The following is a 13,824-nucleotide window of genomic DNA, read 5'->3' on the forward strand; positions in this document are numbered from 1 at the left end:
GCTTCGCTACACTAATATTTTTGCCGTTTTAAGCCGGTACGCGAAATAATCTTTGCTGAGATCTCTTCAATTGATAGCTGGGTGGAATTGATAAAGGGGATTTGCTCTTTCAGGTATAACTGCTCTACTTCTTTTAATTCCAACGCACATTGATGTACCGAAGCATAACGTGAGTTAGGTCGGCGCTGTTGTCGAATTTGACTAAGCCGTTCGGCCGTAATGGTCAGGCCAAACAATTTAGCTTTATGTGCTGCCAACTCCGCAGGTAAGCGCAATTTCGCCATGTCTTCTTCGACAAAAGGGTAATTCGCTGCCTTAATGCCGTATTGCAAGGCTAAATAAAGGCTGGTTGGGGTTTTACCTGAGCGACTTACCCCGACCAAAATAATGTCGGCATGACTAAAGTTTTTCATATTGGCACCATCGTCATTGGCCAATGCGTAATTAACAGCATCAATTCGAAAATCGTAGGTTTTTTCGTGCATGCTATGCGTCCGGTGGGTTTTTGGCACCGGAGCCATACCCAACTCTTTTTGCACAGGCTCAACGAGTGTATTTAGAAAGTCATAACAGACGCCGTCACTGTCGCTTATCAACTGCCTTAAACCTTCATCTACAAAGGTGTGAAATACCAGAGGCTTTAATCCTGTTGTTTTATAACAGTCATTTATACGATTTTTAACCTGCAATGCGAGATCCGGATTTTCGACAAAAGGGATGGTCACGTGAGCAAATTCCGCCGGAAACATCGTTAAAAGTGCATGTCCAAACACTTCTGCGGTGATGGCGGTGCCATCTGAAACGTAAAAAGCTGTGCGCACAAAAAACTCCAAGTTTCGTAATAAATTTACATAAAAATTAAGGTTTTAATTAACCTGTAGCCGGGTGTAAAATCACTGTGTTGTATCAACTGCTGTAAGCTTACATGCTCAGCAACAAAAATTGGAGATAAAGGTGCAAGAATTTGTCATTTGGTATCAAGACCTCGGCATGCATGATGTCGATCGGGTAGGTGGTAAAAATGCTTCTCTAGGTGAAATGATCAGTAACTTGGCCTCGGCTGGGGTACAAGTGCCAGGGGGATTCGCAACAACGGCTTACGCCTTTAACCAGTTTTTAGAACAAAGCGGTGTGAATGAGCGCATTTATCAACTGTTAGACAGTTTAGATGTGGATGATGTCGCGGCTTTAGCGCAAGCCGGTAAACAAATTCGGCAATGGGTTATCGATACGCCGTTCCAGCCTGAGTTAGAACAAGCTATACGTGCTGCTTATCAACAATTACACCCAGATAGCGCTGCGGATATGTCTTTTGCCGTGCGCTCTTCGGCCACGGCTGAAGATATGCCAGATGCTTCTTTTGCTGGCCAACAAGAAACCTTTTTAAATGTGCGCGGTTACGATGCCGTTATTGTGGCCATTAAGCATGTGTTTGCGTCGCTCTTTAATGATCGCGCTATTTCTTATCGTGTGCATCAAGGTTATGACCATCGCGGTGTGGCGTTATCGGCGGGTGTGCAGCGAATGGTGCGTTCTGATCTGTCGTCATCCGGTGTGATGTTCAGTATTGATACCGAATCGGGTTTTGAAGATGTGGTGTTTATTACCTCGTCGTACGGTTTAGGTGAAATGGTGGTCCAGGGGGCAGTGAACCCCGATGAGTTTTATGTACACAAACCTACATTAGTGGCTAAGCGTCCGGCTGTGGTGAAACGCACACTTGGCAGTAAATTACTGCAAATGGTGTATTCAACAGAGCAGGGGCACGGTAAACAAGTCACTATTACCGATGTGCCGCTTGCACAACAACGCACCTTTTCACTAAATGATACCGAAGTGGCACAATTAGCTGAGCAAGCGGTCATTATCGAACAGCATTATGGCCGGCCAATGGATATTGAATGGGCTAAAGATGGTATCGATGGCAAATTGTATATCGTACAGGCACGCCCAGAAACGGTGAAAAGTCGTGAAGACACCAATAGCATTGAACGTTATCAGTTAGTCGAGCAAAGCCCTGTGTTGGTGGAAGGTCGGGCGATTGGTCATCGTATTGGTGCGGGAACCGCTAAGGTGCTAGCCGATATTTCGCAAATGGATCAGATCTTACCCGGCGATGTGCTGGTTACCGACATGACCGATCCAGATTGGGAACCCATTATGAAGCGTGCCTCAGCGATTGTGACGAATCGCGGCGGTCGAACATGTCATGCGGCCATCATAGCCCGTGAATTGGGTATTCCTGCCGTAGTGGGGTGTGGTGATGCCACGGCAAAAATTACCCATGGCCAGGCGGTTACTGTGTCTTGTGCCGAAGGTGATACGGGTTATGTTTATCAAGATAAACTGGATTTTAATGTGATCACCAGCCAGGTTGATCAAATGCCGAAAATGGCTCTGAAAGTGATGATGAATGTGGGTAATCCAGAGCGGGCGTTTGCCTTCTCGCGTTTACCCCATGCCGGTATTGGTTTGGCACGCTTAGAGTTTATTATCAATAAAATGATTGGCGTGCATCCTAAAGCCTTATTACATTATGCTGAGCAAACGCCAGAGCTTAAGGCGCGCATCGACGAGCTTACTGCTGGTTATGCCGATCCCGTTGAGTTTTATGTTGCCAAACTGACAGAGGGTATCGCCACCTTGGCTTGTGCCTTTGCGCCGCAAAAAGTCATTGTGCGCATGTCTGATTTTAAATCGAATGAATACGCTAATCTGGTGGGCGGTCAGCAATATGAACCGCATGAAGAAAACCCGATGATTGGATTTCGTGGTGCCGCCCGCTATTTATCAGAAGATTTTTCAGCCTTGCTTTGCACTAGAAATAGAAGCGCTAAAACGCGTGCGTAATGTGATGGGTTTTACCAACGTGGAAGTGATGATCCCGTTTGTTAGAACCTTAGAAGAAGCGTCTGGTGTGATTGATTTACTGGCCGCACATGGCCTGAAACGCGGTGAAAATGGTTTGCGTATTATTATGATGTGTGAATTACCGTCTAATGCGTTACTGGCTGAAGCGTTCTTAGAATATTTTGATGGTTTCTCGATTGGTTCAAACGATTTAACCCAACTAACCCTCGGTTTAGATCGCGACAGTGGCCTCATCGCTCACTTATTTGATGAGCGAAACCCCGCCATCAAAAAGCTGTTAGAAATGGCCATTCAAACCTGTAAAGCCAAGGGGAAATACATCGGGATCTGTGGCCAGGGGCCATCTGATCACGAAGACTTTGCCGCTTGGCTGGTTGAGCAAGGTATTGAAAGTGTGTCATTAAACCCTGATACGGTAGTGGATACTTGGTTATATCTGGCTGATAAAGTCGCTAAACCAGCCTAATACCCGGGCAAATTTGCTGAACGCTTAACTTAGGCACTGTGTTTTTACTAACAGTGCCTTTTTTATGCTGATTTTCATGGTGAGTGTTTGGCATGGTGTTTTGATTAGTTTTACAGCGATTAGCCTTTGCTGCGGCGGTATTGTTGTTGTCATGGCGTCATTTCACGGCAAAAAGCCGATTTTATCTGTTTGCTTCAAGCCTGTACCGTAGCTATATGCCGCAGCTTATGGCAAATTAATAAGGCGCGTTAAAAATAATAACCAAGACAACCAGGGGATTTCCATGCAGGAGTTGGTCAATACTATTAATAACTATGTCTGGAGCGAAGCACTGATTTATCTGTGTTTAGGCGCCGGCTTATTTTATTCAATCTTAACCCGGTTCGCACAAGTGCGGCATTTTCGGGAAATGTGGAGTTTATTACTCAATAACACAGAATCAGAAAAAGGTATTTCGTCTTTTCAAGCTTTAGCGGTTTCGCTGTCAGGTCGGGTGGGTGTCGGTAATATCGCCGGTGTTGCCGCTGCCATTGGTTTTGGTGGGCCAGGTGCCGTATTTTGGATGTGGGTAGTGGCCTTTTTAGGTGCTAGCACTGCCTTTGCCGAATCCACGCTGGGTCAGGTGTATAAGGTAGAAGAAAACGGCCAGTATCGCGGTGGCCCAGCTTATTATTTTGAGCGCTGCTTGGGCTGGCGTTGGCTTGGGGTATTATTTGCGATATCCGCCATCATAGGTTGCGGTATATTTTTACCCGGCGTGCAAGCCAATGCAGTGGGTAATGCCGTCACTCAAGTGTTTGGCGATGGCGCCATGGTCGTCACCAGTTTTGGTGAAGTGGGTACCCACAAGTTAGCGGCGTTAGCGGTTATCTTGATGGTATTAGCTTTTATCATCTTTGGTGGTATTCGCCGCATTGCTAACTTTACGCAAATCGTCGTGCCATTTATGGCACTCGGTTATATCGTGATGGCACTTATCGTGGTGTTTTTAAACTTGGATAAAGTTGGCAGCATTTTCAGCCTGATTATTTCTGATGCTTTCACAGCGCAAGCCGGTTTTGGTGCGGCGATAGGTTGGGGTGTTAAACGCGGTATTTATTCAAACGAAGCCGGTCAGGGTACAGGCCCACATGCCGCAGCGGCTGCAGAAGTGGCACACCCTGCGCAGCAAGGTTTAGTGCAGGCTTTCTCAGTTTATGTTGATACCTTATTTGTGTGTACTGCCACCGCCTTGATGATTTTAATTACGCAACAGTACAACGTGGTCGGTGAGTTACCAGCAGGTCAATTTATCGTACAAAACGTGGCAGCAAACACTGAGATTGGCTCGGCTGCCTTTACGCAAATGGCTTTAAACAGTGTCTTTGGTAATTTTGGTCAGCTGTTTGTGGGTATTGCGTTATTCTTCTTCGCCTTTACCACCATTTTGGCGTATTACTACATTACTGAAACCAACGTGGCTTACCTTAACCGCGTATTCAATAACCGTCTGCCGTTAATTGTGTTTAAAATCATTTTAATGGCAATGGTGGCGTACGGTACCGTTAATGCTGCAGGTTATATCTGGGGGATTGGTGATATCGGTGTGGGTTTAATGGCGTGGATTAACGTGCTGGGTATTCTGTTAATTTTCTTTGTGCACAAGCCGGCTATTTTGTGCTTAAAAGACTATGAAGATCAGATGAAAGCGGGTGGCCCTATTACTTTCGACCCGGTGAAACTAGGCATTAAAAATGCCACTTTCTGGGAAGCAAGATTGGCAAAAACAAAAGCTGAGGCCGCAGCCAACACTGAGCAATCTAAAACGGTATAAAATACCCTTTTAAGCTTGGTTAAATTAACAAACCCCGCTAAATAGCGGGGTTTGTTGTTATCTGACCAGCGTGTATTACGCCGTTAAATAAAACCACCGGTTTGATGCGCCCACAACTGCGCGTAGATGCCACCGGCTGCAATTAATTCGCTATGTGTACCTTGCTCAACAATTTGCCCTTGATCTAACACGATAAGCCGATCCATTTGCGCGATAGTCGATAAGCGATGAGCAATCGCTATGACCGTTTTATTTTGCATTAAACTATTTAAGCTTTGTTGAATGGCAGCTTCCACTTCAGAATCGAGCGCTGAAGTGGCTTCATCTAAAATCAACACCGGTGCGTTTTTCAATAATACCCGCGCAATAGCAATGCGCTGACGCTGGCCACCAGATAACTTAACACCGCGTTCGCCCACCTGAGCATCTAAACCCACATTGCCTTTTTGATCCGTTAGATCTTGAATAAACAAGCTGGCTTCCGCTTGCTCAGCCGCCGTCAACAATTCTTGTTCCGTGGCATCCGGCTTACCGTAGCTGATATTATCACGTACCGAGCGGTGTAATAACGACGTATCCTGCGTGACCATCGCAATATGTCGGCGTAAGCTCTCTTGCGATACTTGGCTGATATCTTGGCCATCAATTAAAATTCGACCTTGCTCAACATCGTAAAAGCGCAGCAGTAAATTGACTAAGGTTGATTTACCGGCACCTGAACGACCGACTAGACCGATTTTTTCACCGGGTTTAATCTCTAAGCTTAATGCGGATAGCACCGGCGCTTTATGGCTTTGGCTGGCATCTTTGCCATAGTTAAAACTTACCGCATCAAAACGAATTGCACCTTGGCTGACCAGTAAGCTCGGAGCATTGGCCTTATCTTGAATTTGTGCCGGCTGTGACAAGGTAGCAATACCATCGGCCACGGTACCAATGTTTTCAAATAAGCTGCTGACTTCCCACATGATCCATTGCGCCATACCATTAAGACGCAGTGCTAAACTGACCGCAATGGCAATAGCGCCAACGGTAATGGCACTGCCAGCCCATAGATACAACGCCAATGCTGCGATACAAAACACTAAAATATAGTTTAATGATTGCACCGACACACTTAAGCCTGTTGCCAAGCGCATTTGTTGATACACCGGCTTTAAGAACACTTCCATACTGTCTTTAGCGTAGCGCTCTTCGCGCTGGGTGTAAGAAAACAGCTTAATGGTATTAATGTTGGTATAGCTGTCGACTAAACGACCGGTCATCTCAGAGCGGGCATCTGCTTGCGCAGTAGAAACCCGCTTTAAGCGCGGTACAAAATACATTTGCAATGCGATATAAAGTACTAGCCACACCAACATCGGGATGATTAAACGCAGATCGGCATCGGCGACAAAAAATAACATTGCCGAGAAATACACGGTGACATACACCAGTACATCTAACAGTTTCATCACGGTTTCTCGCACTGCTAATGAGGTTTGCATGACCTTGGTAGCAATACGCCCAGCGAAATCATTTTGATAAAAACTGACGCTTTGCCTTAATAAATAGCGATGTGCCTGCCAGCGAATGGCCATGGGGTAATTACCTAACAATGTTTGATGCACTAAAGCCGACTGAAATAACGTTAACAGGGGTAACAACACCACCGTGACTAATGTCATCCAAATCAGGGTTGCGCGCTCATCGATAAAGAAACTTTCTGGATTTTGCGTCACCAGCCAGTCCACCAATTGCCCCATAAAGCTGAATAAAGACACTTCTAAGATGGCTAATAACGCTGAGCTTAATGACATGACAATTAAAGGCCATTCCATGCCTTTGGTATAGTGGCGACAAAAAGCCAACACACCCTTAGGGGGTTGGGTCGGTTCACTGTCTGGAAAAGGGCGTGTGAGACGTTCAAAAAAACCAAGCATACAACATATCCATCAATAAAAAGACATCGGTAGTGATGTCGGCTGTACTATTGTAACCGAATTTGAACTGCATAGGGCCGACGATTGTCAGCACTCAGCAGCAAAACTGGCGGTAAGTCACTATCTGCTTAGGCTGCAAAGCAGTATACTGTCAAGCCTGAAGTCACTTGAATTGTGGTTACTGCGCCCCAACAAAGAGCATCCTGCCGTTGTTATAACTTTGAGATGATCCATGAGCATTAAACTTGTTACCTCAACCCTTTTACCTACGCCCTTTGCTGAATTTCGGTTACATGGTTTTGAAGCTGAAAATGGCAAAGAACATGTCGCGTTAACGCTGGGTGACATCACCACTGCTGAGCCCGTTTTAGCTCGCGTTCATTCAGAATGCTTAACCGGTGATGCTTTGTTTAGCTTACGTTGCGATTGTGGTCCGCAATTAGAAGCGGCGATGAAAAAAATTGCTGAACAAGGGCGAGGCGTCATTTTATATTTACGCCAAGAAGGCCGGGGTATTGGTTTAATAAATAAAATTCGTGCTTATGCTGAACAAGATAAAGGTTTAGATACGGTGGAAGCGAATGAAATTCTTGGTTTCTTACCTGATCAGCGTGAATACGGGATCGCTGCTGAGATGTTTCAACAACTGGGGGTGGCGCAAATACGGTTGTTAACCAACAACCCGCGTAAATTAAAAGCACTGCAAGATGTCGGGGTCAATGTATTAGAACGGGTACAGCACCGTGTAAAAACCACCGCACATAGCCATCGGTATTTAGCGACCAAGGCGGCAAAAATGGGCCACATGGACTGATTTATTGCTGGCGTTAGGATTGCTTTACTATCAAGCAGTAAAGACGTCTATTTTTTACTATTTAGCGCTTAAAGCCACTTAGCGGTTAGTGTTATACTGCCGCTATACCAAGTCTAAGTGGCCATGATGTATGATCCCCAAGCTTAATCCTGAGCTGGCGCTTGATGCCAGTATTGTTGCCTTCACTAAAGCGCTGTTGCACGCCGGCTTCACTGGCGACATTGAAACCAGTTATGCCAGTCGCTTAGCCGTAGCGACAGATAATAGTATCTATCAAGCCTTACCTCAGGCGGTGTTATTACCGCGCAGCACCGACGATCTGGTCATTATGACCTCGTTAGCCCAAACGTCTAGTTTTAGTCACATCAAATTTTGCCCGCGTGGCGGTGGCACCGGCACCAATGGCCAGGCGTTAACCGAGCAAGTAGTTGTCGACTTATCTCGTCATATGCGCCAAGTACTGGAGATTAACGTTGAACAACGTTGGGTGCGAGTGCAAGCGGGTGTCATTAAAGATCAGTTAAATGCCTTTTTAAAGCCTTATGGATTTTTCTTCGCTCCCGATTTATCTACCTCTAACCGAGCCACGATTGGCGGTATGATTAACACCGATGCCTCAGGCCAAGGCTCGTTAGTTTATGGTAAAACCAGTGATCATGTGTTGGCATTAAAAACCGTGCTTATCGACGGTAATGTGTTAAAAACCCATAAAATGCCGTTGTTCGAAGCCGAACATCGGGCTGAATTACCCAACAGTATTGGCCGTATTTATCAGCAGGTATTACGTTCTTGCCGGGAAAAACGTAGCGATATTTTAGCGACTTTTCCACGGCTTAATCGCTTTTTAACCGGTTATGATTTAGAGCATGTCTTTAACGATGAGATGACGGAGTTTGATCTGTCGCGCATTATTACCGGCTCGGAAGGCTCACTAGGTTTTGTTACGGAAGCCAAGCTGAATATCACGCCGATTGCTAAGTACAAATGCTTACTTAACATTAAATACGATAGCTTTGAAAGTGCGCTACGTAATTCACCATTCTTGGTTGAAGCACAAGCAACATCAGTTGAAACCGTTGATAGTAAAGTATTGAATCTCGCGCGAGGCGACATCATTTGGCATCAGGTAAAAGATCTGATCACCGATGTGCCAGGCAAGGATATGCAAGGCCTAAATATTGTTGAATACAATACTGAAGATGAGGCTGAGATTACCGAGAAAATTGCTGCGCTCACCTCAAAGCTGGATGCCACTATGGCCGCTGGCGAGGGCGGTATTATTGGTTATCAGCTCACCTACGATGCTAGTGCCATTAATGCTATTTATACCATGCGCAAAAAAGCCGTGGGCTTATTAGGTAATACCCCAGGCAGTCAAAAGCCACTGGCTTTTGCGGAAGATACTGCTGTGCCGCCGGAGAACTTAGCCGATTTCATTTTAGAGTTTCGCGCCTTACTGGATCAGCATGGTTTGCATTATGGTATGTTTGGTCATGTGGATGCCGGTGTACTTCACGTCAGGCCAGCGCTTGATCTGATTGACCCCGATCAAGAACGTTTGCTGCGCACCATATCCGATCAGGTGGTAGCGCTTACTGCTAAATACGGCGGCTTAATGTGGGGCGAGCACGGTAAAGGCTATCGTAGCGAATATGGCCCAGCCTTCTTTGGTGAAACCCTGTTTACGGAACTGCGTAAAATTAAAGCGGCCTTTGATCCGCGCAATCGACTTAACCCCGGTAAAATTTGCACGCCTTACCAAAATGGCGATAAGTTAGTCTCGGTAGATGGCCAAAAACGCGCGTGGTTCGATCGGCAAATTCCAATTGAAGTGCGCCAGAGCTTTGATAGCAGCTTAAATTGTAACGGTAACGGCCTATGCTTTAATTACGACGAAACCTCGCCGATGTGTCCGTCGAGCAAGATCACCAAAGATCGTCGCCACAGCCCCAAAGGGCGTGCCGGTTTGATGCGTGAATGGTTGCGTTTAAACCAGCAACAAGGGGTCGATGTATTAGCCGATGAACAACGCTTATTAACGCAAAGCCAAGGCCTGACTGCGCTGTGGCAGAAGATGAAACATAGTTGGGCCCAGCGCCAAGGTGAAGCTGATTTTTCGCATGAAGTAAAAGAAGCGATGGATGGCTGCTTAGCTTGTAAGGCTTGTGCTTCGCAGTGTCCTATTAACGTGGATGTGCCAACGTTTCGCTCGCGGTTTTTACAGCTCTACCATAGCCGTTATCTGCGCCCCGCTAAGGATCATATCGTGGGCAATATAGAGCGTATGGCCCCCATACTTGCCAAAGCCCCTAAGTTTGTTAATTTCTTCTTAAAACGTTCATTAGTACAAAAAACTTTGGCGCACGGTATTGGTTACGTCGATACGCCTTTGTTATCGGTACCCACTTTAGTCGAGCGATTAAACAATCGTTATGGCTTTGATTTAACGGCTTTACAGGCGTTAACAATAGCAGAGCGGCAAAAGACGGTACTGCTGGTGCAAGATCCTTTTACCAGCTTTTATGAAGCGGAGCTGGTTGCTGATGCATTAGCCTTAATCGAAAAACTCGGGTATCGACCGGTGCTATTGCCTTTTTTACCCAACGGCAAGCCGCAGCATGTGAAGGGCTTTTTGCGCGAGTTTGCTAAAACTGCGAAACGCGCGGCTGATTTTTTAAATCAGTTACACGCGCTACAGTTACCGTTAATTGGTTTAGATGCCTCCTTGGTGTTGGTGTATCGGGATGAATACGCTAAAACATTAGGCAACGAGCGGGGCGATTTTAATGTGCAACTGTTACACGAGTGGTTAGCCCCGTTGGCATTACCTGCGGCAAGTCGACCGGCACAGTTTTCATTGCTGGCGCATTGCACCGAAAAAACAGCTTTGCCTGCTACAGAAAAAACTTGGCAGCAGATCTTTGATAAAACCGGCTTATCTTTAAAAGTCGTCAGTGTCGGTTGCTGTGGTATGGCTGGCACCTACGGCCATGAGCAGGCACAGTTAGCCAATAGCAAAGCCTTGTTTGATCTCAGCTGGCGTGAGCCAGTCGAGCGCTTAGGCACAGAGCAGTTATTGGTAACGGGGTTTTCTTGTCGCAGCCAGGTAAAACGGTTAGTGGGAGATAAACCGCGCCATCCGTTGCAGGTTTTATTACAACACATATAAAAAAACACCCGGCTAAAGCCGGGTGTTTTTAGGATAAGCCGCGTTCTTTACAGAACGCGGGGCTTATCGTTAAAAACGATAGATGCCTTTTAGGTAGTAATAACCACCATTGATACCCATCGGTGAGGTCTCATAAAATTGAGCGCCGAGGATTTCGCTAAAGTCGCTGGGTAAGCGTTCAGCATCGGTATCGAACACGTTTTGTGCACCAACGGCGACAGAAAACTTGTCGTTAAGGTGGTAAGCCACTTCAACATCGAAGGTCATTTTTTCCGAGCCTTGACCGACTAAACCTGGATCATCAGCATGTACGCCTTGGAAGCTACCGTAGTAGTTACCACGAACAAACATGTCAATATCTTGCCATTGTTGATTCCAGGTTAAGGTTGCACGATGATTCGGTAAATCATTTTCTAAGCGTGATACTTTGAAGGCACCAGTAACGGCAGTAAAGCGTTTTACTTCGGTGTCTGTCCAGTTATAAGCTAAGCTGAACGTAGAACGCCCATCAAATAAACTGGTGCTGTAATTGGCAACCAGGTCTAAGCCGGTAGTAACGGTATCAAAGTCGTTGGTCAAGAAAGTGATTTGCGACAGCGATTCAACACCACGTACACCGGCCGCTTGCAAGGCAATACGGTCAGCTGCGGTAACATCAAACTCAGCTGATTGGCCAATACGATCGTCTACTTCAATGCGGAATAAATCAGCAGTGAAAAAGAAACTTGCACCACTATAGACTAAACCCACAGCAAAGCTTTTTGATTCTTCTGGCGTTAATTCTTTACCACCTTTTAACAACGATACTGGGCTGGTAGGGGGTAATAAAGCGATATCCACTAGCTCGCCACCAATTAACGCAGTACGCACGTTACGCACGTTAGATTGTCCGACCGTTGGCGCACGGAAACCGGTGCTGTGTGAACCACGAACAGCCAAGTCATCCGTTAAACGATATTGACCGGTAATTTTATAGTTGGTGGTGTTGCCAAAGCTATCGTAATCTTCAAAACGTAATGCGGTTGCCATTAACAGCTTTTCAGTAATTTCAGCTTCAACATCAATGTAAGCGGCATAGTTGCGACGATCATTTAATCCAGCATCATCAGGCTGGAAACCCGGGAAGCCGTTTGAACCATTGGTTAATTGGCTAACATAAGGGCCAATTTCCCAAGAGGCCACTTCACCGGCGACGATTTCGAAGCTTTCCTCTGTCCATTGCAAGCCGCTGGCAACTACAACATCGTTGTAAAAACCGGCTTCAACATATTTTACAAAGTCAGCTGAAAAGTTTTTTTCCAGTTGGATGTATTTACCCACATTAAAACTGGTTGGCGTATCTGGGCCAAGCGAAGCGTTAACGGTGTTGATGATTTTAAAGTTAGATTCACTGCGACCAACAGAGGCAGAGAAATCGTAAAAGACATTGGCTAGTACGCCTTCTTTAAATTCACCCTTGGTACCTGCGGTTAATGAGGTATCTGTAATATTACCACCAAAATTTGGAGTAAAACCGCCAGGGAACATTGAGAAGAAGGTAAAACAGTTACTCGGTAAAGCCGCAACTCTGGCCGTGATTTGATCGTGGTTGAGTTTGTTGTCACCGTCAAATAACGAGACATTGCTACAGTTACCTTGGCCAGTAGTATCAACGACTTCTAGCGTTTCACCGCCGTCGTTAGAGAATACACCACCGCGAGTGTGTGGGTTACGATAGTAGAAACCACCGGTAACATCACGTTCTGAGTAGTTACCAAAAATGTAGGCTTCACGATCATTGCCTAAATCTAAACCGGCATTACCAAAGAAAGTGAAATCATCTTTCAGCTCTGGTGAACCCCAAACTTGGGCAATCGGTGCGACAAACGGGTTACCGGCATCGATTAAACCTTGGGCATCAGCGCGCTGAACACTGCGGCTCGTAGCATCAACGTTTTTGTATTGCATGCTTAGGTTAACAAAGCCTGCATCAGTTAAAGGCATACCAACGTTGGCAGCAATCTCAGTTGAATTACCATCACCTTCATAGTATTCACCTTGTTTCACTTCAATACTGCCGCCTTGATCGGCATCTTTTAGAACAAAGTTGATTACACCGGCGATGGCGTCAGAGCCATATTGCGCAGCCGCACCATCACGTAGCACTTCAACTTGCTTTAAGGCGATACCCGGAATAACAGAGATATCTGGGCCTTGAGCACCATCATTTAAGCCGCCGCCTAAAAAGGTAATAACAGAGGCACGATGACGGCGCTTACCATTTAACAGAATTAAAGTACTGTCAGAAGATAAACCCCGCAGGTTAACTGGCCGGATCAGCGTTGCTGCATCGCTAATGGGGGTTGTTTGCACATTTAATGATGGCACAGTGGATGTCAGCATATTAAGCATATCGCTGCTACCACTCTTCATTAATTCATCACCACCGATAATGTCCACAGGTACTGGAGAATCAGCAATTGAGCGTGGGGCAGACCGTGAACCGACGACCGCAATTTTTTCCACTTTGGTTTCTGCTTCGGCAGCAGCAGTGTCTTGTGCTAAGGTGTTGGTTGAATAAACGCTTAATGCTAAACCTGATGCTAGCGCGTATTTTACTGCCCGGCTGACCGGGTGATAGTAATTACTTTTTTTCATGATAAATTTCCTGGATAGTAATAATTGTGTCTGCTAACGCTGCATTTTGTTTTTTGCGTCTTCTTAACCATATTGAATAATGTTGCTGTTGTCTATCTTATTTATTGTGTCGCTTGTCGCAACTGATGCTTT

The 13,824-nt window shown here is 45.9% G+C and carries 6 protein-coding genes and 1 pseudogene; 4 read left to right on the top strand and 3 right to left on the bottom strand.

The features are described 5' to 3' along the window. Nucleotides 1-11: 11 nt before the first annotated feature. Nucleotides 12-821, bottom strand: coding sequence for a posphoenolpyruvate synthetase regulatory kinase/phosphorylase PpsR (ppsR, locus tag ACUJFK_RS10125; RefSeq protein ID WP_226751615.1), 810 nt, complete (start codon nt 819-821; stop codon nt 12-14). A 133-nt stretch (nt 822-954) separates the two neighbouring features. Between ppsR and ppsA the strand changes: the two are divergent. Continuing rightward, nucleotides 955-3,337, top strand: a pseudogene (gene ppsA, locus ACUJFK_RS10130) (phosphoenolpyruvate synthase). 283 nt (nt 3,338-3,620) lie between these two features. After that, nucleotides 3,621-5,150 (top strand): alanine/glycine:cation symporter family protein, encoded by a 1,530-nt coding sequence (locus ACUJFK_RS10135; RefSeq protein WP_445424754.1) that lies wholly within the window; start codon nt 3,621-3,623, stop codon nt 5,148-5,150. A gap of 83 nt (nt 5,151-5,233) precedes the next feature. Here the strand turns inward: ACUJFK_RS10135 and ACUJFK_RS10140 are convergent, their stop codons facing one another. Beyond that, nucleotides 5,234-7,072 (bottom strand): ABC transporter ATP-binding protein, encoded by a 1,839-nt coding sequence (locus tag ACUJFK_RS10140; RefSeq protein ID WP_445424755.1) that lies wholly within the window; start codon nt 7,070-7,072, stop codon nt 5,234-5,236. 232 nt (nt 7,073-7,304) lie between these two features. Here ACUJFK_RS10140 and ribA point away from each other — a divergent pair, with 232 nt between their 5' ends. Both ribA and ydiJ read left to right on the top strand, forming a co-directional pair. Further along, nucleotides 7,305-7,886 carry a GTP cyclohydrolase II gene (gene ribA / locus ACUJFK_RS10145; RefSeq protein WP_226751611.1) on the top strand — a complete coding sequence of 194 codons (582 nt, stop codon included), beginning with the start codon at nt 7,305-7,307 and terminating at the stop codon, nt 7,884-7,886. A gap of 130 nt (nt 7,887-8,016) precedes the next feature. Beyond that, the gene (gene ydiJ, locus ACUJFK_RS10150) at nt 8,017-11,055 is read left to right on the top strand and encodes a D-2-hydroxyglutarate dehydrogenase YdiJ (protein ID WP_445424756.1); all 3,039 of its coding nucleotides are present in this window, start codon (nt 8,017-8,019) and stop codon (nt 11,053-11,055) included. 69 nt (nt 11,056-11,124) lie between these two features. Here ydiJ and ACUJFK_RS10155 read toward each other — a convergent pair whose 3' ends face one another. Next, entirely contained in the window at nt 11,125-13,692 is a 2,568-nt protein-coding gene (locus tag ACUJFK_RS10155; RefSeq protein WP_445424757.1) for a TonB-dependent receptor plug domain-containing protein, read from the bottom strand. Nucleotides 13,693-13,824: the final 132 nt, after the last annotated feature.

Source organism: Alishewanella sp. HL-SH06, assembly GCF_052656265.1.

What these genes read in the sequence shown, in the direction of transcription:
- ACUJFK_RS10140 (WP_445424755.1), bottom strand. Translation starts at nt 7,072, where the DNA reads ATGCTTGGTTTTTTTGAACGTCTCACACGCCCTTTTCCAGACAGTGAA.
- ydiJ (WP_445424756.1), top strand. Translation starts at nt 8,017, where the DNA reads ATGATCCCCAAGCTTAATCCTGAGCTGGCGCTTGATGCCAGTATTGTT.
- ACUJFK_RS10135 (WP_445424754.1), top strand. Translation starts at nt 3,621, where the DNA reads ATGCAGGAGTTGGTCAATACTATTAATAACTATGTCTGGAGCGAAGCA.
- ACUJFK_RS10155 (WP_445424757.1), bottom strand. Translation starts at nt 13,692, where the DNA reads ATGAAAAAAAGTAATTACTATCACCCGGTCAGCCGGGCAGTAAAATAC.
- ribA (WP_226751611.1), top strand. Translation starts at nt 7,305, where the DNA reads ATGAGCATTAAACTTGTTACCTCAACCCTTTTACCTACGCCCTTTGCT.